This is a genomic window from Fibrobacter sp. UWH6 (genome assembly GCF_900142465.1).
GTDB lineage: Bacteria > Fibrobacterota > Fibrobacteria > Fibrobacterales > Fibrobacteraceae > Fibrobacter.
On record NZ_FRAX01000003.1, the window covers coordinates 77549 to 98700 of the forward strand.

23 protein-coding genes and 1 tRNA gene are annotated in these 21152 nt (G+C 50.8%); 16 read left to right on the forward strand and 8 right to left on the reverse strand.

Annotation, left to right across the window (positions count from 1 at the left end):
• The first annotated feature begins 64 nt into the window (after positions 1-64).
• Positions 65-1834 (forward strand): BamA/TamA family outer membrane protein, encoded by a 1770-nt coding sequence (locus tag BUB73_RS03740; RefSeq protein ID WP_073283717.1) that lies wholly within the window; start codon positions 65-67, stop codon positions 1832-1834.
• Between the two features lie 85 nt (positions 1835-1919).
• On the opposite strand, the gene BUB73_RS03745 is transcribed toward BUB73_RS03740, so the two are convergent.
• The gene (locus BUB73_RS03745) at positions 1920-2234 is read right to left on the reverse strand and encodes a hypothetical protein (RefSeq protein ID WP_073283720.1); all 315 of its coding nucleotides are present in this window, start codon (positions 2232-2234) and stop codon (positions 1920-1922) included.
• Between the two features lie 352 nt (positions 2235-2586).
• Here BUB73_RS03745 and BUB73_RS03750 point away from each other — a divergent pair, with 352 nt between their 5' ends.
• The 12 genes from BUB73_RS03750 (at position 2587) to BUB73_RS03800 (ending at position 10855) form a co-directional block, all read left to right on the forward strand.
• A complete protein-coding gene (locus BUB73_RS03750; RefSeq protein WP_083538113.1) occupies positions 2587-3162 on the forward strand; it encodes a TlpA family protein disulfide reductase in 576 nt (191 codons plus the stop codon).
• 64 nt (positions 3163-3226) lie between these two features.
• On the forward strand, positions 3227-3589 hold the full coding sequence (locus BUB73_RS03755; RefSeq protein ID WP_073283723.1) for a hypothetical protein: 363 nt from the start codon (positions 3227-3229) through the stop codon (positions 3587-3589).
• A 77-nt stretch (positions 3590-3666) separates the two neighbouring features.
• The gene (locus BUB73_RS17165; RefSeq protein ID WP_158236674.1) at positions 3667-3843 is read left to right on the forward strand and encodes a hypothetical protein; all 177 of its coding nucleotides are present in this window, start codon (positions 3667-3669) and stop codon (positions 3841-3843) included.
• A 63-nt stretch (positions 3844-3906) separates the two neighbouring features.
• Positions 3907-3980, forward strand: a tRNA-Arg gene (locus tag BUB73_RS03760).
• Positions 3981-4425: 445 nt separating this feature from the next.
• On the forward strand, positions 4426-5316 hold the full coding sequence (metF, locus tag BUB73_RS03765) for a methylenetetrahydrofolate reductase [NAD(P)H] (protein ID WP_073283726.1): 891 nt from the start codon (positions 4426-4428) through the stop codon (positions 5314-5316).
• A 155-nt stretch (positions 5317-5471) separates the two neighbouring features.
• Positions 5472-5996 carry a hypothetical protein gene (locus BUB73_RS03770; protein ID WP_073156891.1) on the forward strand — a complete coding sequence of 175 codons (525 nt, stop codon included), beginning with the start codon at positions 5472-5474 and terminating at the stop codon, positions 5994-5996.
• 164 nt (positions 5997-6160) lie between these two features.
• Positions 6161-7279, forward strand: coding sequence for a 3-phosphoserine/phosphohydroxythreonine transaminase (gene serC / locus BUB73_RS03775; protein ID WP_073156892.1), 1119 nt, complete (start codon positions 6161-6163; stop codon positions 7277-7279).
• Between the two features lie 174 nt (positions 7280-7453).
• The gene (locus tag BUB73_RS03780; RefSeq protein ID WP_139259105.1) at positions 7454-7771 is read left to right on the forward strand and encodes a hypothetical protein; all 318 of its coding nucleotides are present in this window, start codon (positions 7454-7456) and stop codon (positions 7769-7771) included.
• 53 nt (positions 7772-7824) lie between these two features.
• Positions 7825-8676, forward strand: coding sequence for an archaetidylserine decarboxylase (gene asd / locus BUB73_RS03785; RefSeq protein ID WP_073283731.1), 852 nt, complete (start codon positions 7825-7827; stop codon positions 8674-8676).
• Positions 8677-8701: 25 nt separating this feature from the next.
• On the forward strand, positions 8702-9574 hold the full coding sequence (locus BUB73_RS03790; RefSeq protein ID WP_073283734.1) for a hypothetical protein: 873 nt from the start codon (positions 8702-8704) through the stop codon (positions 9572-9574).
• Between the two features lie 44 nt (positions 9575-9618).
• Positions 9619-10464 carry a hypothetical protein gene (locus BUB73_RS03795; protein WP_073156903.1) on the forward strand — a complete coding sequence of 282 codons (846 nt, stop codon included), beginning with the start codon at positions 9619-9621 and terminating at the stop codon, positions 10462-10464.
• Positions 10465-10519: 55 nt separating this feature from the next.
• On the forward strand, positions 10520-10855 hold the full coding sequence (locus BUB73_RS03800) for a GerW family sporulation protein (protein WP_073156906.1): 336 nt from the start codon (positions 10520-10522) through the stop codon (positions 10853-10855).
• 85 nt (positions 10856-10940) lie between these two features.
• On the opposite strand, the gene BUB73_RS03805 is transcribed toward BUB73_RS03800, so the two are convergent.
• Positions 10941-11720 (reverse strand): hypothetical protein, encoded by a 780-nt coding sequence (locus tag BUB73_RS03805; RefSeq protein ID WP_249269300.1) that lies wholly within the window; start codon positions 11718-11720, stop codon positions 10941-10943.
• Positions 11721-11984: 264 nt separating this feature from the next.
• On the reverse strand, positions 11985-12419 hold the full coding sequence (gene dtd, locus BUB73_RS03810; protein WP_073156911.1) for a D-aminoacyl-tRNA deacylase: 435 nt from the start codon (positions 12417-12419) through the stop codon (positions 11985-11987).
• 68 nt (positions 12420-12487) lie between these two features.
• Here dtd and BUB73_RS03815 point away from each other — a divergent pair, with 68 nt between their 5' ends.
• Positions 12488-12805: a hypothetical protein gene (locus tag BUB73_RS03815; protein WP_073283740.1), complete on the forward strand. Its 318-nt coding sequence runs from the start codon at positions 12488-12490 to the stop codon at positions 12803-12805.
• A gap of 33 nt (positions 12806-12838) precedes the next feature.
• On the opposite strand, the gene BUB73_RS03820 is transcribed toward BUB73_RS03815, so the two are convergent.
• Genes BUB73_RS03820 through BUB73_RS03835 form a run of 4 tightly spaced genes read right to left on the reverse strand, consistent with a single transcriptional unit; the run spans position 12839 to position 16809 of the window.
• Positions 12839-13816 carry an asparaginase gene (locus BUB73_RS03820; protein ID WP_073283743.1) on the reverse strand — a complete coding sequence of 326 codons (978 nt, stop codon included), beginning with the start codon at positions 13814-13816 and terminating at the stop codon, positions 12839-12841.
• 2 nt (positions 13817-13818) lie between these two features.
• A complete protein-coding gene (locus BUB73_RS03825) occupies positions 13819-14802 on the reverse strand; it encodes a hypothetical protein (protein WP_073283745.1) in 984 nt (327 codons plus the stop codon).
• Positions 14799-15518 (reverse strand): DUF4416 family protein, encoded by a 720-nt coding sequence (locus tag BUB73_RS03830; protein WP_254795000.1) that lies wholly within the window; start codon positions 15516-15518, stop codon positions 14799-14801. The genes BUB73_RS03825 and BUB73_RS03830 overlap by 4 nt, the downstream gene beginning before the upstream one ends.
• 7 nt (positions 15519-15525) lie before the next feature.
• Complete coding sequence (locus BUB73_RS03835; protein ID WP_139258193.1) at positions 15526-16809, reverse strand: hypothetical protein; 1284 nt, start codon at positions 16807-16809, stop codon at positions 15526-15528.
• 157 nt (positions 16810-16966) lie between these two features.
• Between BUB73_RS03835 and BUB73_RS03840 the strand changes: the two genes are divergently transcribed.
• The gene (locus BUB73_RS03840) at positions 16967-19198 is read left to right on the forward strand and encodes a DNA internalization-related competence protein ComEC/Rec2 (protein WP_249269299.1); all 2232 of its coding nucleotides are present in this window, start codon (positions 16967-16969) and stop codon (positions 19196-19198) included.
• Between the two features lies 1 nt (position 19199).
• Here the strand turns inward: BUB73_RS03840 and BUB73_RS03845 are convergent, their stop codons facing one another.
• Positions 19200-19907, reverse strand: a complete 708-nt coding sequence (locus BUB73_RS03845; RefSeq protein WP_073156929.1) for a hypothetical protein — start codon at positions 19905-19907, stop codon at positions 19200-19202.
• Between the two features lie 61 nt (positions 19908-19968).
• On the opposite strand from BUB73_RS03845, the gene hisC reads away from it, so the two are divergent.
• Positions 19969-21060: a histidinol-phosphate transaminase gene (gene hisC, locus BUB73_RS03850; protein WP_073283748.1), complete on the forward strand. Its 1092-nt coding sequence runs from the start codon at positions 19969-19971 to the stop codon at positions 21058-21060.
• The last annotated feature ends 92 nt before the right edge of the window (positions 21061-21152 follow it).

A 21152-nucleotide genomic window follows, 5' to 3' on the forward strand; every position in this document is an offset into this window, starting at 1 on the left:
CCATTCCGTAGGCATTTTTCGTCAACATCCATTTTTTTTATATTGTGGACAACCTAGGATTTTTATGAACCGATTCTTAAGCACAGCCCTCGTCACTTTTGCAACCCTTGTCACAGCCGCGTTTGCAGAGCAGGATTCCACATTCAAGGACGAAGGCGCTTTTAAAATCGATTCCATCCAATACCACATTGGCGATGCATTCGACGATTCCAAGGTCCACACCAAGTACGACAAGTGGGCCTACGATCTTCTAAACTGGATTCACATCGAAACCCGTGAATCCACCGTCGAAAAACTTCTGCTATTTAATGAGGGCGACCAGGTAACGTCAATCCAGGTCCAGGAAGCCGAACGTTTCCTGCGTACCCAGAACTTCCTTTCTGACGCCCACATCAATATCGAAAATTCCGACGACAAAAACATCGCCCATGTCCACACCAGCGACAACTGGACTCTCACCGTTCCCATCGGTATCGGTTTCGGCGGCAAGGAATGGTCTTACGACAATCTGGTCTGGAGCATCGGCCTGCAAGAAAGCAACTTTCTCGGTCTAGGCCAGAAGTTGGGATTCTACTACGGACACAACGAATTCCGTGACATGCTTACGCTGGAATACAGCGCCCCCCATTTTCTGTTCCGCTACAACCACCTGGACTTGACCTACAGCTATAACACTGACGGTTATCTCGCCAGCGGCCAGATGTATATTCCCTTCCTGAGCCGTAGCCAGAATCAGTGGGCTTACACCATTGCAGGCCTCAAGAACAAGCGTTACGCCTACTTCTATGGCAGCGGAGATATGCCCGCCGGCGCAACCCATTACGACATGAACGTTCCCGCCGACTCCCTAGACAAATATCTGGGCGAACTCCAGCAATACAACGGCAACGAAACCGTCCAGCTGATGAAGGTCAAGGAATATGTAGACGACTCCCTCAGCTTCCGTGTCAGCAGGTCCTTCGGCGGAACCTTCCGCAAGCTCTATGTAGGCGCCACCTACGACTACCGCCGCGAAACAGCCTCCCACGGCAAGTTGTACCGTTACCTGTTTACCGACGGCGAAGACGCCTACGCCATCGACTCCGCCAGCGCCTGGAACGAATGGCTTCCGGAACGCAAGGATTCAAGATTGGGTCTGTACCTGACTCTTTCCAACCTGCGCTACGAAAAAATCAAGAATTTCCACAACGTCAAGTGGACCGAAGATATCGAAAAGGGTTACAGCCTCAAGGCCCAGATTTCCAAGAACTACGAACAGTTGGGTTCCGCCAACAACGACATCCGTCTGGACCTGTGGGGTGAACTTTACCTGGGAACAGGCATGCATCACCTGACCCTGAAGTCCAACATGAACTTCTACCTGGATCACGGGGAACAGCGGGACTTCTACGGAAAACTGTGGGGCGAATACATTTTCCACCCAAGCAACAAGGTTTCTACTGCCATTACGGGACTTGCAGACTTTTATGAAGACGCCCGCTACGGCTATCAGGTTTGCCTAGGCGGCATCAACGGAGGCTTCGCAGGATTTCCCACAGGATTCTACACAGGTCAGGCCCGCGTATACGGCAACCTGGAACAGCGCTACTTCCCCGACTTCGAACTGGCCACTCTGCGCCCCGTTTTCGTCGCCTTCGGAAGCATCGGCGAAACCGCCTGGGATTTCAGCGACATCAACCGCAAGGACCTGATCTACGTCGTAGGCTTCGGCGCCCGCTTTGTGCAGACCAAGTCCATCAGCCATCTGATCAACAAGATCGACGTCACCATCCCGGTCAACGGCATACGCAAGGGCGAGCCCCACTACTCCGTCACCACCTCCTACAGCCTGTAGTTAGGTTCCATACAGGGTCCCGTCGATACAGCTTTTCGCCAGGTCGGCCACCGCCGGGCATGCCGAATCCGTATGCAGGAATGGATCAGCCAGAACTCGCATCATCCATTCCTTGACCAGCAACCACATCTTCCAATTCCTTTGAGATTTCCTCCCTTGATTCGGGAGTCAAATTTCGACCCTTGAAAGAATCCCTTTTTAGTTGAACCTTTAGACTATCAAAGAAAATACCCCGCCATTCATCATCGGCCTTACCCGACAGAATTTTTCCATAGACGTCTTTAACAAACCGAACGGCCTCGTCTAGGTTTTCTTCTTTCAACGGACCATAGATTGCTCTCTTCCCCATTCTGCGGCTTACGGCAAACATATCCCATCTCACGATTAATACGGAAACCATCCGGACACGCAAGGACATTCTTCATCACAGGGTAGAAATTCCTGTCTGAATACCAGAAAAAAGGCTCATCAAAAAAAACTGGAGGCAATTCCCCAATAGGGCGTTTCAGCCGGACCTCAATCCCGAAACTAACCTTCATGGACACCTTACGGTTCTGCTCAGGATACCCGATTTTCGCCATTCTGTTTAGCTTTCTGCGCCCCACTCTTCTTTATTCGGCCCATTTTACACCTCTCCTCCCATTATCGTATCCAAAATTCAGTTTGCAAAATTCGATAAAAATCACATTTTGAATATGGAACCACCCCACAAACCAAATAATTTCGTATTTTAAGGCACGAAAAGGAGTTTTATGAGAAAATCCGGTACGCTTTTACAAAATCTGTTTTGTTCTGTTGCATTGACCGTTGCCATTTCTGCAGGAGCCGCCTCCGCCCAGCTAGCCCTGGAACAGCCCAAGATGGCCGACGTCCAGCTCATGCAGGATAGCACCACCAACCAGCCCATGAAAATGGACTTTTCCAAGCCCCTGGCCGGCATCAGCGATCCTGGCATCCTCTTTAGCCATTTCTCTAACCGCCCCCTGCTGATCTACTACTTCAGCCCCAAGTGCCCCCACTGCCAGCGCCACATGCCCGAAATCCAGGACCTGATGAAGGAATATGAAAAGGACGGCCTGACCGGTATCGCCATCGGCCTCGGCGGCGGCATCAAGAAGAACGACATCCGCCTCTTTATCGACCAGTACAAGGTGGTCATCCCCGTCTTCCAGGACTCCGAGTACAAGTTCGCCCCGGCCTACGGCACCGGTTACATCCCCGTGGTCTACCTGGTGAACCCCGACGGGACATTCTACCGCTACGAGACGGTGAACGACGCCAACATGAACCACCTGCGAGCCACCCTGAACAAGATGCTCAAGAAATAGGCTGGACATCAGGTTCACACGCTCTAACTTTTAAAAAGGGACCTCTACGAGGTCTCTTCTTTTTTTGCAGACCGACAATGCTGTATTCCCCGCACAAAAACAAGGAGGGTTAGACAAGAACAAGAAGTTCATCATTCTTGCTGCGGCAGGCATTCTCGCCGCATGCGGCGCAGCAGCTCTACAGTTTCAGCACCCCATTCGACAGAGAAACCTGCAATGTATCCGCCGACAAGTCCTCCGCCCAATGGGAAAGCCATATAGAAAGTGCAGAAGCAAAGTTCCCTCAGGAACCTGGACGGAAACGGGCTTTGTTGTTTATGATGGGATAATGGAAGAAGTTTTTGAAGATTACATCCCCCACGAAATAAACACCATTTCCATCACAGAAAACACAATCACCTTCAGTTCACCGCAAAACCCAGATTGAGACTTCTACAAGAACGAATTAGAGGCAGCATCAACGGAACCCAGTACTCCTTCACGGACGTCAATCTATACAGAGGAATGAGTTCGGATATAGCGACATTCACCCTTTCCGCAAACGGGAAGCAATGCCAGTACCGTTACATCTACGATCACAAGAAGGAAAACTGCACCTCAGAAAACATTCCCTATATGAACCTCGATGATTACGAAAGCGAAGGGGGATTCTACAAGTGCATCACCAACCTAACAAAATAACAGATCCAGTTGATGAAATAGAATATTTTTGCTATATTCCCGCCACACTTGAGAAAGTAGTATGGTCGAGTAGCTCAGTTGGATAGAGCATCTGCCTTCTAAGCAGAGGGTCGTGGGTTCGAATCCCGCCTCGACTATGAAAGAAGACCACCCCCTGTGGGTGGTCTTTTTTTCATATCCGAGACGTAGAAACTGCAGCAAGCCGCCAGGCTTGCTGCATCCCGCCTGTTCCAACGCAGACCTCATCCCTTTCAGCGATTCTACTAACCATTTCCCGATTTCCGTTACGTTTAGTACGTAGTTTATTACTTTGTTCGCCACAAAATTTGAGTTATAGTCTTATTTTGGGGGCTTTTTTAATAAAAATTTGCATTTTTCGTCCGACTCTCCCCTTTTTTCGGACACCTTTCGTTACTTTATCTTAAAAAATTACTAACTAAAGCACACCTAAGGTCCCCATTTAGTTAGTAAAATCGGCATTTTCACCATTTTGCCCTCAAAAAACATATAGTTTTTTTCTATTGCCAGCCATATAAAAAAAGTCTATTCTATTCCCCATCAATTTTTCCTATCTTACGCACCATGAAAATCGTTGATATTCTCAAGCAAGACAAGATGTCCCTCTCCTTCGAAGTGTTCCCGCCCAAGAAGGAAACCAGTTTTGAAAGCGTGAAAAACGCCACCGAATCTATCGCTGCCCTTGGCCCCGCCTTTATGAGCGTCACCTACGGCGCAGGCGGCGGCGTCAGCCAGTACACCCTGGAAATTGCCAAGAATCTGAAGTCCAAGTTCGGCGTGCCCATGCTGGCCCACCTGACTTGCGTGTCTAGCAGCAAGGAAACCGTGAAGCAGCGCATCGAAGACATGAAGGCTGCAGGTATCACTAACGTCATGGCCCTCCGCGGTGACCTCACTCCGGAACTGATCGCCAACGGCCGTACCGACTGCGACTACCACCACGCCGTGGAACTGGTCCGCGAACTGAAGGATAGCGGCGCAGACTTCTGCATCGGAGCCGCCTGCTACCCCGAAAAGCACCCCGAAAGTGCCAACCAGCGCGAAGACATCAAGTATCTTAAGGAAAAGGTGGACGCCGGTGCCGACTTCCTGACTACCCAGATGATTTTCGACAACAACCTGTTTTTCAACTTCCTGTACAAGCTTCGTGAAGCAGGCGTTACCTGTCCGGTACTCCCCGGTATCATGCCCATTACCAACGCCAACCAGGTAGAACGAGCCATCAAGCTTTCCGGCTCCTTCATGCCCCAGCGTTTCAAATCCCTGGTAGACAAGTTCGGTAGCGACCCCGAGGCCATGAAGCAGGCTGGTATCATCTACGCCAGCGACCAGATTATCGACCTCTACGCCAACGGAATCACCAACGTCCACGTTTATTCCATGAACAAGCCCGACGTTGCCGAAGGAATCATGAGGAACGTTTCTGCCATCCTGGGCAAGAACTTTATCGCCTAAAATCACAAAAAAAAAGCATTTTTTGCGAAAATCCGCCTATATTCCAACTTGGGCGGATTTTTTTATTCCATTGTTAAAATAAAAGTTTGTTTTTTAAAAATTCAAATTATATATATTGTCTAGGAACCGCCCCTTCTGGGCGAAAAAGGATATATATGATCTCTTACAATGACGCTTACAAGATCGCCGCCGAAATTCACCAGGGACAAGTGGACAAGGCCGGTGGCCCCTACATCGATTTTCTGCAGAATGTTGTTGACAACCTTAAAGCCAAGGGCGAACCTGAAGAAGTGCAAGTCCTTGCCCTGCTTCAAGATACCACAACTGCATCTGCCAAGAAGACTGCTGCGGACCTGGTCCAGATGGGCGTACCCGCCGACCTGGTCGCAAAGATCGAGAAGATGACTTACCACAAGAACCAGAGCTGGATCGACGAATACAGCTGCAAGCTGATGGCCCAAGGCGTTCCCGCCGAAGAAGCCACTTACGAAGCCCGCGAAAAGGAATTCGTCAAGTTCGCCGAAAGCCTGAAGGAAGACCCCGTCATGGCCAAGGCCAAGGCTGCTATCCTTACCACGCTCCTGGAAGACAAGTATATCCGCCGTAACGAACGCCGCGAACTGAAGACCAAGTTCCGTCTGAAGAAATATCAGGCTGCAGTCGAAGCGCTGGGCGTGTAGTTAGGACGGGAAGCCCCCTCCAGACGAAAGTCTATAGACGAGAGTTTCTCTCGTCTTTTTTTTGTTAAAACATGTAAAAAGAACTTTCCAAAATTCAAGCTTTTGCTAAATTTACCCGCGTCGAGACCATAAGGTTTCGCAAACATTTAAAAAGGAACATTATCATGGCTAATAAGGTCTATAACTTTAGCGCAGGCCCGTCTGTCCTGCCCGAACAAGCACTCAAGGAAGCTTCTGAAGCATGCATCGACTATGCAAACTCTGGCATCAGTATTCTCTCCATGAGTCACCGTTCAAAGCCCATCGAGAACATGTTCCTGGAAACTGAACAGCTTCTCCGCGACCTCATGGGTATCCCCGCCAACTACGACATCATTTTCCTCGGCGGTGGCTGCTCTCTGCTGTTCTGCATGATGCCGATGAACTTCCTCCCAGCTGACGGCGTTGCCGACTACACCGACACTGGTGTCTGGGCAAACAAGGCTCTCAAGGAAGCTAAGCAGTTCGGTAACGTTAACGTTGCTTGCTCCACCAAGGCTGATGTGTACAACCACATCGACAAGAACCTCCAGCTCAGCGACAACGCAACCTACCTCCACGTTACCGCTAACAACACCATTTACGGTACCGAATGGCACAACTTCCCGAAGCCCAAGTCTGGCTTCCTCATGGCTGACATGAGCTCCGACTTCCTCGCCCGCAAGGTGAACGTGGAAGACTTCGGCGTGATCTACGGCGGCGCACAGAAGAACATCTCCTGCGCAGGCGTTACCGTTTCCATCATCCGTAAGGACTTGCTCGGCAAGGTCGATCGTCAGATCCCCACCATGCTGAACTTCAAGACTCACCTGGACGAAAAGACCGGCGTGAACTCCATGTTCAATACTCCTCCGGTATTCGCAGTCTACACCATGAACCGCACCCTCAACTGGCTCAAGCAGATCGGCGGTGTTGACGCTATCGAAAAGATCAACCGCGAAAAGGCAGCTCTCCTTTACAGCGCCATCGACAACTCCAAGGTGTTCGTCGGTACCGCTGCTAAGGAAGACCGTTCTCTCATGAACGTTCCCTTCGTGTTCAACCGCGAAGTTGTTTCCGAAGAAAAGGATGCAGACATGGCTAAGGACTTCATCGAATTCGCAAAGTCCAAGGGTCTCGTCCAGATCAAGGGTCACCGTTCTGTTGGCGGCTTCCGCGCTTCCATCTACAACGCAATGCCCATCGAAGGCGTGCAGGCTCTCGTTGACTGCATGGGCGACTACGAAAAGAAGATCCTGGGCTAGTCCTAAGACAGCGTAAAGCTGAAAGTTTAAAGGTTAAAGGATTCGTCCTTTAACCTTTTTTTCTTTATCCTTTTCGCTTTATCCTTTATCCTAAAAAGGGTGCTTAGGCATCGGGATTCTTTTGCATAAATGATCTGTTGCCACTTTCACCCGAAGAATTTTTACTTTATAGTCATGAAGTTTATTAATGCCATTCTGCTTTCGTTGGTTTTGTCGTTTGGGCTAAATGGCTGTTCCAAAACAGACGTTGTTGTAGGAGGCTTAGTATTTGGAACCTACATGATACTTGATGCGGGCTCCCAAGACACTAAGAAAACGGATTCCACGGCGATTGTTTCAGACTCCTCAAAAACGGATTCTACAACTCAAACCACAAGTGCCGCAAAGAATGCACTTTCCTTTCTAGGATATACGATTGCGATAGGCCTCATCGTCGGACTTCCCGTCTTACTGGTTGTATTGATGGGGGCAAGTCCCGGCCTTGGGGACTGACGACAGGATAAAAAAAGAACCCGAGGCATCGGGATTTTTTTATCTTTACTCTTATGAATTCTGCATTTTACGTCTTTATGAAGTTGCTGCCCAAGAACGCAGCCAGCCGTGCCTTTGGCGCAATCACTCGTCTTCGTTTGCCGATTATCAGCAAGGTGGCCCGCAACATGTTCTGCAGCTACTACAAGCTGAACATGGACGAATCCGAGTACCCGCTGGAACATTACGCCAACATCGGCGAGCTGTTCATCCGCAGGTTAAAGCCGGGCATGCGTCCCATTGCAGATACCGAAATCGTTAGCCCTGTGGACGGCGTTCTTTCCCAGACTGCAACTTTCGACGAAAAGCAGGAACTGATTCAGGCCAAGGGCAAGACCTACACCCTGAAGGACCTGCTCCGCGACGAGGAAATGGCCAAGCGTTTTGAAGGCGGCGCCTTTGCCACCATCTACCTGGCACCGTTCAACTACCACCGCATCCACAGCCCCGTGAAGGGTCAAGTCCTGGACGCCAGCTACTGCCCCGGCACCCTGTGGCCGGTGAACGTAGGCAGCGTGGAACGTGTGGAAGGCCTGTTCTGCATTAACGAACGCCTGACCAGCCACATCCGCCTGGAAGATGGATCCGAAATCCTGGTCGTGAAAGTGGGCGCCACCAACGTGGGCCGCATCGGCGTAGCCTACACCGACGAACTGCTGACCAACGCAGGCAAGCTCCCCCGTGACCAGAAGCGTTTTGACTGGATGCCCAAGGCCCCTATCGCCGTAGAAAAGGGTGGCGAACTGGGCCGTTTCGAAATGGGCAGCACCGTGATTCTCGTGGTGGACAAGAAGATCCGCGAACGCAATCCGGAACTGTTCAAGAGCCGCGTAGGCCAGGCCGTGAAGGTGGGCGAAGCCCTCTAACCTAGAGCGTTCCGATCCCTCCGCAATGGCAGTTTCCATCGGCAAATTCATTCAAGACAATCCCGCGTTGTTCAAGGCGACAGCGGGATTTGTCGCTTTATTCAGGGACCTGCAGGATCCTGTCGTAGCCGTAACGCGGCACTGCAAAACTATCGAGGAAAAGGTGGGCTGGGTTTTACTGGGCACGGCATTATTCCAGAATTGCAGCTACCCGGAATTCGCAAACCTGATGCGAGCACTCCACGAGAGGTTCCCTGGAGACGCTCTATGGAAACTGCCTGTCCCCAAGGAAGAAGAAATCAACAACTGCGAGGAATCCGTCTTTCACACCCGCAGTTGGGAACTGTTTGATCATGCCGCAGGCATTTTCTGGAGCGTGGGCGCCTTTATGCGGAACCACGGCGCAGGCCCCGACCACAAGGGGAACAATAGCATCACCGATTACGTCGCCTCCCGCACCCCCGAGGAACTCTGGCGAGACCTGGGCGAAATCTACTTCATGGGAAAATCCAACCCGAGGCCCAAGGCTTGCGCCGCCATCTACCGTCTGATTACAGAAGAACCGGTAGGCCTTGGACTCCGCTGCAAACCTACATCCAAGATGCCCCACCTGCCCCTGACCATGGGCGCCCGCCGTTACATTTCTATTCTCGGCCCTGCCAGCAGCGAAAATGGCGGAGACGGATTCGCCAACATGACCCCCAAGGAAAAACAGGTCATGGCCAACCAGCTATTTGTAGCCCTGGCCAAGGAAATCCAGGCGTCCCCCTACCTCTCGTCTCACAGTATGCAGTACTTCCTGGAGAATGGCAAGGATGGGTTCATTTGTAGACAAGTGACCGACCACTGCAAAAAATGCCCCCTCCATGAGTTCTGCAATTACGCCGAAAAAAAGTGACGAACCCCAAACAGAGAGCCTCACAAATACTAAATTCAAACTGTATGAAGTTCCACAAGAAAATGATGAAGGCAGGTCTTTTTGCCGCCCTGATGCAAGCGCTACTCCTTTGCGCCTGTCAGCAGGAAGAGGTTAAGCCCGTAAGCCTGGAAGAGCTGACTTACAAGTCGGTAAAGCCCATCATTGCCGCAGTGGATTCAAGTATGGTCGGCGACATTTCCGCTCTGCAGAAGCGCATCGAAATCCGCTACCCGATTCTGGAAGGCGACACTCTGGACGTAACCATTCTGGAATTCAAGAGCGACGTGTACGCCCTGGATTACTACATGAACAGCGGACGATTCCAAGGCAGCGCCCCCATCTTGCGCGGTAGTTTTTTGGAACAGAGTATCCGTGCCGACCACAGGATTTTCATTTTCAGGCACGACAGCTTTAGACGCTACGAACGAAGCGACCTGGAAAACTACGTACGTCGATTCCCCGGATTCCACGGTGGATTTCCCCAGGCTTTCTTAAGTCTGCCCTTCGAAAATCGCGAACAGGGCAAGACCTCCATCCAGACAAAGTACTTCATGGGAGTCAAGTCCACCTTCCCCGTGCTTGTACAGAGCTACCGCGATGGCAACCTCCGCTGGAACGTGGCCCGCAGCTGGGACCAGGAAGAAGCCGAAGCTTTCGAAAGTTGGATCCAGAACTTGAACATTGTTGAACCCAAGGGCATCTTCCCCAGCAGCGACTGCGTCTATTTTGCTGCAGGCGAAGGGGCAAACGGAATCGCAACCCAGTTGGCAGGTGGCCGCATCGCCGTCGTCTGGGGATTCCTCAGCTGGCCCGATCTGGAACGCAAATTCTTTACCGCCAGCGACCGCATTTACGAAGCTCGATATTAAGGTTTAACGTTCATCCAGGCAAAACAACCTAGGTATTTATAACTATATTAGAATTATGGCTATTGAAAAACTCGCAGAAACTCTTTTAGAAAAGCTCCGCTTTATCACCCAGGCAGAAACTGTAATCGGCAAGCCCATTGAATCCGGCGACACCATCATCGTTCCCGTCAGCCGCGTTTCTGTCGGTTTTGGTTTCGGCGGACATTCCAGCAAGGGCGACACCTCCGCTTCCGGCGGCGGCGCTTCCGTAGATCCGGTTGCATTCCTGGTGATCAAGGGCGACGACGTTCGAATCATGCCCATCAGCAAGGACAGTTCCATTATGAGCAAGGTCATGGACCTGGTTCCCGATGTAATGAACAAGTTCAGCAAGAAAAATAGTGAAGTCTAATAGACAACGCATACTATAAAACAAGATGTATAGAAACGGCCCGCTATCGCGGGCCATTTTTCGTGCGCTAAATTTCTGCGTCAGACTAATGAGCTTCCAGGGTATTGACGTCGGTGGTGAACATCTTCTGCAGTCGAGCTCCAAAGGGTTCCGTCCATTCCTTTTCCGGAGCGACACGGCTAGCAGTCGACGCGGTATATTCCGAGTAGGTCAAGAAGACCAATTCCCCATAACGGGCATCCCAAAGGGTCCATAGGATCTTCCAGGTAAAGCCACCGGACTTGCCCAGATCAGGATCCATAAACACATCAAGACGCACCGGGATAGAAATATAGCGCAGACCATAGCGGCTAGCGGTATTGTTCAGCAAATTCTTGAGAGGTGTAGGCACCACACGGGTAAAGGGCTGCTCGATACCTTCGCGGTCCTGCCACGGGGTAAAATCTTCAAGAGGCAAATTATCGGCGAATTTGAAATTCAGGAAAGCGGCAGACAGCGTATCCAGGTAGCTGGAATCGGCGTCAGGCAGACGCATTCCCGGGAGCATCAGCTCGCGCTGCATCTTGGGGAAAGCCTTTACGAAGATGGAGTCTTCAACGCGAGCCAGATCAAAATCCAAGGCGTCGGCGCTGTAACTGTGGCAGAAGCGGCAGGTTTCGGGTCGCTTGGCATTTACCAAAAGCGAAGGGAACACGCCTACTACGGCATTGGAATCCAGGCGGTTATAGGCAGCCACATTCCATTCGCGGTAGAACTTTTCGTCGGTGATTTTCAGTTCGATATCGCCACGCTTACCGCACTCATCGCAGGGAGTGTCCATCATGCCGGAATCACCGGCAGATTCGCCGGGAGCATCGTCTCGCATACCCGCGCACGAAATCATAAAAGAAGACAAGAACAGGGCGAAAAAAAGTAAGACGACTTGAAATTTTATTTTGCGCACATTATCCTCGCAATGGGCGGTGAGATATGAGTTATGAGTTATGAGGTATGAGGTATGAGGTATGAGGTGTGAGGTGTAAGGTGTGAGTTATATTCTCTACACTTTAACCTTTTCGCTTTAGGCCGTTCGCTCTAGGTAGCGGAGCTACCGACCTCGCACCTCTAGCGAGGCTTGCCGAGCGAACCTTTATTCCAGCATGATGGTGAACGGGCCGTCATTGACTAAACTTACTTGCATGTCGGCACCGAAGCGACCTGTTTCCACCTTGGCAATTTCCTTGCGGCATTGTTCAATGACGTATTCATACAGTTCATTGGCAAGGGTCGGATTTCCGGCACCATTGAAGGTGGGTCGATTCCCCTTGTTGCAGTTGGCGTACAAGGTGAACTGGGAAACCAGCAGCAACTCGCCGTTTACGTCCTTGATGCTCAAGTTGGTCTTGCCATTTTCGTCGGCAAAAATCCTGAGGTTCATCATCTTGCGGATCAGGCGGTCTGCCTCTTCGCGGGTATCGGTTTCGCCAACCCCTATTAAGACCATATAACCCTGGTTTATCTGTCCGACGGTCTCGCCGGCGATATCCACCTGGGCCTTTTTTACTCGCTGGATTAGAAATTTCATATGACAAAATATAGACATTCAGACGATATATTAGTGGCTATATTTACCCCTAACTTTACGAGGAATTTATGAAGCGTCTAATTTTGATTTCCATGATTGCAGCAGCCTGCCTTACCGCATGTGGCGAGGAAGCCAGCGAAACCGCCAGCAAGTACGCCAACAAGGCCAAAAAGGCAGCTACCGAAGCTGCAGATGTAGTCAAGGATAAAGCAAGCGATGCAGCAGATGCTGCAAAAGACAAGGCTAGCGACGTAGCAGATGCAGCCAAGGACAAAGCTAGTGATGCAGCCGACGTCGCTAAATCTACAGCCAAGGACGCCGCAAACGCCGCCCTAGACAAGGCCGAAGACGCTATCAAGGCCGCCAAGGAAAAACTGAATCAGTAATGTTCCTGCGAAAGTTCCGCAACGAACCCGCAATCAGGCGTTTTCGAAAATTTTAGCCAGACGCGACGGATTTTTGGTCTGGGTCAAGGCCAGTCGCAAAAGAACTGCAGCCTTCTGAGGAGGCAGTTCACCGGCGCTGATTCTGGCCACACCTTCGGGTGCCAAAGCCAGATTCCTGTTCAGGGTAACCACACCGTGGTTAATTCGAGTAGCCACAACCACAGGGATGTCGACATTAGCCAATGCACGGGACCACGGAAGGCTAAATTCTCCACTGCCGGCCCCAGCAATCACGAGTCCGTCTGAAATGGCCGAGGCAAATTCCAGCAGGCGGGGGTTCGCGTCTACGGCGAAGTACACCACATGAACTCTAGGCAGTTCCGTCACGCCGGAAATATCAAAAAACGGGGATTCGCAGGCATTGTCAAAGTCAGCCGCCCCAGATCCAGGGAAATCGATTCCCATGGGCTGCAATTCGCTGGCGCTGCATTTCTGAACTCTGCGAGCATCAAACAGGTCGCCTCCGAAATAAACCCACACGTTATTTCCAACGGGTTCATCTTCTAGAGCAAAGCCAACAGCACTCTGTACGGCACCCAGCAAGTTAGCCGGGCCATCCGGTTCCTTGGCAGTGGCAGGGCGCATCGAGCCAGTCAGCACAACCGGCTTCTCGGTTCGCAAAGTCAGACTGAGGAAGTAGGCCGTTTCATCCATGGTATCGGTACCATGAGTTATGACGAACGCATCAACCAGTCCAGAGGCGGATCCATCCTCGGCAAGTTCGTCGATACGCTTGGCCAGCTTAAGCCACAGTTCGCCCGTCATGTCGTCAGAATTCACATTGCAGAACTGCTCCACCGTCACATCGGCGTAGTCTGCAATTTCAGGAACGGCAGCCACCAGGTCTACACCGGCAATCTGCCCCGATACATAGCCCGTATTGGCACCGGCTTCACCAACACCGGCAATAGTTCCACCAGTCGCAAGGATAACAACTTTCTTTTTCGCCATGGTCAGACCTCATTCAAAAGCTGTTGGGCAGTCACTCCATAAAATTTCTGCAGGGCTTCATCGGCGCTCATGGAGCTTAGGCTCTTGATAAAATCACGGAACCGTGTAAAGTCAGCATTCCTTTTCAGCATTCCCTCCACCATTTTCTGGGAATACCAGTAAAGCTTTACCGCCTCATCGGTACGGGTCTCTCCAACAAAGGGAGCCGACAGCACATCCAAGGAAGGTTCACTTCCGGCGGGTCTAGCCACGTCATTGCGGCTTGCATCTACAACCTGGGCAATACCTTCGTTGGCCCAGGTGGGAATTTTTACGCGGACCATGGCCCTAATAAAGGCGTGAGTCAATTCATGAAACAGCATGGGGCGATAGACTTCACGATACTGCATGACATTTACAGGAATACGAAGCTTTCCGTCAAACAGGGCTCCTGCCCAAGCAGGACGACCACCAACACCGCCATGATCTTCTGATTCATAAAGCACCACCTGCAACTTATTTTCGGGGCGGAAATCAAACAGGTGGCAAAGGGAATCGTAAGCGACTTCCAACACCGAGAGGGCTTCCAGCACATCGCTGCGAGAGGGGCGTCCATCAAATTCCAGTCGGAAATGGGCGGAACGTTCCAGGCCCAATGTTTCCATTTCTCGAATGAGCATCTTGGATTTTTCGGTTAGATATTCCAGATCCCCATTGCTGTAACCCAGTCCAGAAATGTAGGCGATGCAGTCTTCGTAGCGTTCCTGTTCCAGCAGCACACCCGCCATATGCAATTGCAAGTTGCGATCTTCGGGAGTTTCAGAAAGCAGCACTTTCAAATCCTTCTCGGCGCACTTCCAATCCCCGGATTCCAGACAGGCGTTGGTCTCTTCAACCAGGGCATTATGCTTTTCGATGGCGGCATTTTCTGCCAGGCGAACACGTAGCTGATGGCCTCCATATAAAAAGGCCACCACGACCACAACAATCAAGCCCAAGCGTTTCATAGGCGGAAAGAACCCTCACTACCAGCCGCTTTAGCCTTTTTATACTTTTGCCCCTCCGGCGCCAAAGTGGGCGGCTCGGTCATGTCGGATTGCAAGCAATCCGCCGCGACTCTCGACTTTTTATACTTTTGCCCCTCCGGTGCCAAAGTAGGCGGCTCGGTCATGTCGGATTGCAAGCAATCCGCCGCGACTCTCGACTTTTTATACTTTTCTCTTATCAACTGAAGGTCGTGTTGGTAGGGGTTGCGGGTAAAGTCTTCGAAGGCCCAGGCTGTAGGGTGAAAAACGCCCTTGGCATAGGTCAGCAGCATATCCAGCCACACGCCCTTCCCGGCGTAAAGTTTAAAAGGTCCGCGCTTGTAGCTAGGCAACACCACCTTATCCAAATCCATATAGCCGATGTCGATATTCACATGGCGGTGATCTGGATTCTCGCTGTTGGCAGTAGTCAATTCCAGTGCGTTGCTCCGCTCCTTTTCATCGGCGATGGTCTCAGGCGAAATGCATTTCTCAAAAGAAACCACTCCACGGTAAAGACCATCCCCCATTTCAGGGGTATAATAATTGGTCCTGTCAAAGGCAAAAAGTTTTCCCTTATGCCGAATCGGCCCCCAAGTCTTTTCGAGGAGTTCAATCACAGAGGGATCCCATTCAGCACCCTTCTGCAAAACAAAGGCTATCAGCTGAGCCTGTTCACTAAATTGAGAAGCTTTCATAAAAACCTTAATGAGGGAAAATCATCAAACTGGAACGAATGATTTCCAGCTGTTCCTTCGAGAACTGGGAATACCTGACATCAGAAACAACAGGGTACATGAAGTTGTCAGCATCGGGACACTGCTCCAATGTGAAATTATAGTCAGCCTTCGCTTCGCGTCTCATCCTCATTCCAGGAATACGGAAGTCCACCTCACCTTCTGCAGATTCCTTCACTAAGCCACTGCGCTGAAGTTCCGGACAATAGGGTGTGTCCTCCAGACCGTCTTCGTAATTGGAGAAATCATAATAGGCACTCATATCCCTCATAGTAGAGGTCGTATGGCGAAGTCCAAAGAAGTGTCCGGTTTCGTGCAAGGCAGTTTCCACAATTTCATCCATAGTCAAAGGAACTGACGACCCGCGGCTTCGCGTATGCGTTCCAAGCAACACGGTGCTGCCTTCACCAGCTTCCATATTACCGCTAAAAAGATTCGAGAAGCCAACAACGCCATCACTATAGATTGAGTGAACCAGAATCAATTCCAGAGCCGATTCCATATCGGGCCAGCCAGTCAATTCGCAAAGCATGGTATCCCTTGAAGATCTTCCGGCAACCCACGGTTCATCAGCCGGATAATTCTTGCCCACCCAGGGGTGATCCTGGGCGTAGCTCACATACAGGGTATCGATGGTCACGCTGGAATAATACTTGCGGAACCTTTTCAGCAGTTCATCGGAAAATTCCTCAATGGTAAAACCATCCAAAGTCTCGGCCACATTTCCTACAGCCACCAAATTCAAGGACATGTGATCGGAGTAGGCTCCCTTTCCCTTAAATTCGACATTCCTTGTGGAGCCCTTATAAAATCCGCGGTTCATTTCCAGCGAGGTCGCCCATTGAGCCATATCATTTTCGTCGCAGGTAAACTTATACACAAAACGGCCATTACTTTCGGTAGCCGAAATCACGCGGACCTTGGAAGCATAATAGCTGTCCCCCTTTACATCAAGTCTAAAAAGTTGCAGCCTGGGAGCTTCGGTAGCCTCCCCCTTGTCAAAGGACAGTTCGTAGGTAGCCTTAGGATGAACAAGCAACCTGATACCGTGAGCCAACTGGGCATCCACAGAATCATTGTTGGCCTTGTCATTGGGGAACATCTGAAAGAACAATCCACTGTCGGGCAACAAGGTCACTTCGGTTTCCTCATCGGAATCGAAGATACAGCCCATCATGCCAAGGCAAACCGCCAGCATCCACAACAACAAGGATTTCTTCAACATATTTTTACAGAAATTTTTCATTTTCATAGGTTCCTAATTCCCCAAAGATACGTGTATAGAAAAAAGATAGAATTTTGGGAGAATTCAGCCAATGAAGCACTTTTCAACTAGTATAAAAAATGTTTTCTGCAATCTTCAAGACCTGTTAACAGGAATCCAGGGAAAACCGGCCCTATGGGGAGCCATGGTTTTCATCGTCACTTTGGTCACCTTCGACGCCCCCGTCTATGGAATTCCCCTACTGATTCTTTGTCCCTTTTTGATCCACGTTGCCTCCCGCCACTTGCAAAAGGCCTCCCTTGCGGCCCTGATTCTAGCCCTAATCAGCCACTACGCATTGCATAGCCCCATAAACCCGATTAAGTCCCAAGATGTTCCTCAACAGGGTTGCGGCATCGTCGAGACGATTCAAAAAAAATCCAGCGGTCTAGCCGTCATCATCAACAGCGGTTCTAACAAAATAAGACTCACCGAAAAACGGGACCTCCCCATTATGCCCATGGCCGGAGATTCCATTTGTTACGAAGCCAGCTGGTACCCAGTCAATCCGCCAACCGTTCCAGGTGCGTTTGATACACGGCAATGGCTGCAATCACAAGGATTAACCGCCTACGGAAAATTCAAGCACTGGGATGTCTATAGCCACCGACTAGTTCCCGAACGATACTTCTATAAATTCCGACAATGGATAGCCCGCAGATTCGCCGACTACCTGGACCCAGCCGAAACAGGACTCTTGCTCGGGCTACTTGCCGGCGACAAGAGCGGAATACCCGACGCCCTCCGCAGCGACTTTCAGAGGACGGGGCTTGTGCATGTGCTAGCCATCAGCGGATTCCATGTGGTACTGCTGGCAGGAATGCTCATGATTCTTTTGAAAGCAACAGGCCTCCCCCATCACATAGTGCGTCTGTTTGCGGTATTACTGCTATTGCTCTACATCCCTGTAACCGGAGGTTCTCCTGCCGTGCGACGGGCCGTCATCATGTTCTCGGTCCCTCTAATAGGAGCCACCTTCCAAAAGCAGCCCAACCCATTAAACAGTCTGGGAATCGCCCTATTCATCATCATGTTCCCGGAACCTGAAGTCATCTGGAATCCAGGCTTTCAGCTATCCGTGGCGGCTACGGCGGGCATCATCATTAGCGGCCCTCTAAATCCACTACAGGGTCTCCCCAAGAAACTGACCAAGAACAAACTATGGGCATTTTTTCAAGGAGCCATACTGGAACCTACCTACGTCACCTTTTGCGCCACCCTTTCTACAGCCCCCTTTCTCATCCATCATTTCAAGACTTTGTCGCCCGTTGCCTGGTTCGGAAACATCGTCGTTGTGCCAGCCATTTCCATGGGTATGCAGGCTGGCCTATTTGCCTTGCTATCGCCCCTCGATATTTTAAGGCAAAACTTCTGCTATGCCGCCAAATTCTTTTTGCGTCTGGCCACCCTGTTAACGCGATTACTGTCCGACTCTTCGGAAGCCTCCGCCACGGTGGGCCCCTTCGGCCCTGCGTTACTCCTTCTGCTGGGGCTGGTGATACTGCTGGCCCCTGCCGCAAAAAAGAACCGCCTTGTCCAGAGATTTTACCTGACGAGCCTTCTCGTATTTTGCGGAACATTCGCCTACGGAAATTTCATAAAGGCTAGCGTTCCCAATTGGCAATTAACCACCCTAGATATAGGCCAAGGCGACAGCCACCTGCTTACAACTCCATCCCAAAAACATTTCCTCATCGACGCCGGTGACGGAACCCAGAACACCATCGTCCCCTACCTGCACCACATCGGAGTTTCCCGCCTCGACGCCTTTATCATCACCCACCCGGATCTGGACCATTACGGCGGAGCCCTTTCCCTGATTAAGACATTCCCTGTAAAAGAATTGTGGATTACGGATTGTGCCCGCATAGAAGACAAGTCTAACTGGCAAAAATTCATTCAGGAAGCATACAGCCGAGGCATAATCATTCGGGATATGGAACGTGGATTGCTATGGAAAGAACATCTTTTCCAGATTGAAATTCTTCATCCGGTTACCCGCCGGTGTGTCGACGTAAACACCCAGAGCATCACACTGCGGGCCAAGGGATTGGGACACTCCGCCCTACTTACAGGCGATCTGACTATTGCAGGAGAAAAGGAAATCATGAACACAGATATGTACATAAAAAGTGATGTCCTGAAATTAGGACATCACGGATCAAAAACGTCTAGCAGTCGAGTCTTTCTGCAAAAGGTGCAACCCCAGTTAGCTATTGTTTCTAGCGGGCGACACAACCGCTTTCGCCACCCCAGCAAGCAGGTCATCCAACGGCTGGATTCCCTTGGAATACCTTACGTGAATACCGCCGAAAAAGGGACCATCCACATTTTATTTTCAAGGGAAGGCGTGCAGACAAGCACCATGCTAGAATAAATTACAGCGAAGTCAAAACGTAGAGGGCAATGCTCTTCTGGTCGTTATTGGATTCCTGCAATACGCCGATATCGAATTCTACGCGGACTCTAGCACCACCTAGAGCCAACTCCATCTTGGGGATGATATCCAGCATGAAGTCATCCTTGAGGTAGCCCACGCTACCCGAGGAATTCACCTCGATCATCAAGAGGAAGGACTTTCCAAAATGCAAAGTGGGAATGGTTCCTACGGCGAATTTCACATAGCCGTCTTCGCCAGTTACACCCTTCAGAAAACCTGCACGGGCCTCATAACCATTGGAGAAATTCTTGGCGATGAAATATTCCTTGCCATAAGTCAGCACCAAGGCTCCACCGTTATCACGGTTCAAGCCGAAGTAGCCGTCAATTTCAAAAAAGGCTCCGTTAAAACGGTAGCGGGTACCGAAGTCTACGGAAGTTTCCACATTGTCCAGCTGATTGTAAGTGTACACATCCAGCTTGGCACCGATATCCCAGTCCTTGGCCAGCTGACCCATGATGTTCACGGGGAACAGCACATTGCTGCCAAAATCAGAACGCAGGCCAACACCGGCGGCGAACTTGGGAGACGGTCTGAAATCAGGGCCATAAGTATAGCGCATGTTCCAGATACGATCCAGGGCGAAACTGTTAGCTGCAAACATTGCAACCACAAAGGCGAAAATGGCAAGACGTAAATTTCTCATACTGCCCAAAGTTAGCTAAATTTTGTCCAGCCTTTTGTAGGCTCATTCAAAAGAGGATATTATGATCGATCCGCGTCCCGAACTTTCTAAGCTTTCTGACTACGTCCCTGGCAAGTCCATGGATGAAATTCGTGCCAAGTACGGCCTTACCGAAGTGGTAAAGCTGGCTTCCAACGAAAACCCCCTCGGCCCTTCCCCCAAGGCCAAGGAAGCCTACCTGAAGATCGTGGACACACTGCATCTTTACCCTCGTGGTGACGCTCCCACCCTGATTAACGCCCTTGCCGAATTTTACGGTGTCAAGACCAGCCAGTTGGTGCTGGGTAACGGTTCCGACGAAATCATCGACATGGTAGGCAAGGCATTTATCCGTCAGGGCGACAACTGTGTGGGCATTACCCCCACCTTCAGCGTCTACAAGTTTACCACACTCTCCAACGGTGCCGATTTTATTGGCGTTGGGGTCGGCGAAGAAAAGACCGACTTGAATAAGTTGGCCGCAGCCATTAATGAAAAGACCCGCGTGGCCTTTATCTGCAGCCCCAATAACCCCACCGGCGTTTACTACACAGGCGCAGAACTTGAAGAATTTTTGAGCAAGGTTCCCTCCAATGTGATGGTGTTCCTGGACGAAGCCTACGCTGAATTCGCCACCGCTGAAGATTACCCTCGCATGTTCGAAATGATCGCGAAGTACCCCAACCTGCTTATCAACCGCACCTTCAGCAAGATCTACGGTCTGGCAGGCATCCGTCTGGGTTACGCCATCTCCAGCGAACAGGTCATCAAGGCCATGTGGAAGATCAAGCCGCCTTTCGACATTAACCTGGCCGCCCAGGCTGCAGCCATTGCCGCCCTCGGCGACAAGGAACACGTGGAACGTACCCGCCAGCTGAACGCCGACGGCATCAAGGTCCTGAAGCCCTTCTTCGAAGGTCTCGGTTTCAAGGTGCTGCCCACCCAAGGCAACTTCATCTGCGTCCACATCGGCCCTAAGGCAAAAGAAATGGTGCAGTTCCTGGAAGAAAACGGCATGATTATCCGCGGCCTCACCAGCTTCGGTTTGCCGGAACACGTCCGCATTACCTTGGGCAAGCCTGAAGAAAACCAGTTCTTGATGAATCTTGTTAAGAAGTGGACAAAACAGGTATGAGGGCGCAGCGGCGCTGCTTTGAGGTATGAGGGCGCGACTTCGTCGCTTTGAAGTGTCATCCTGAACGACCCTATATGTCATCCTGAACGAAG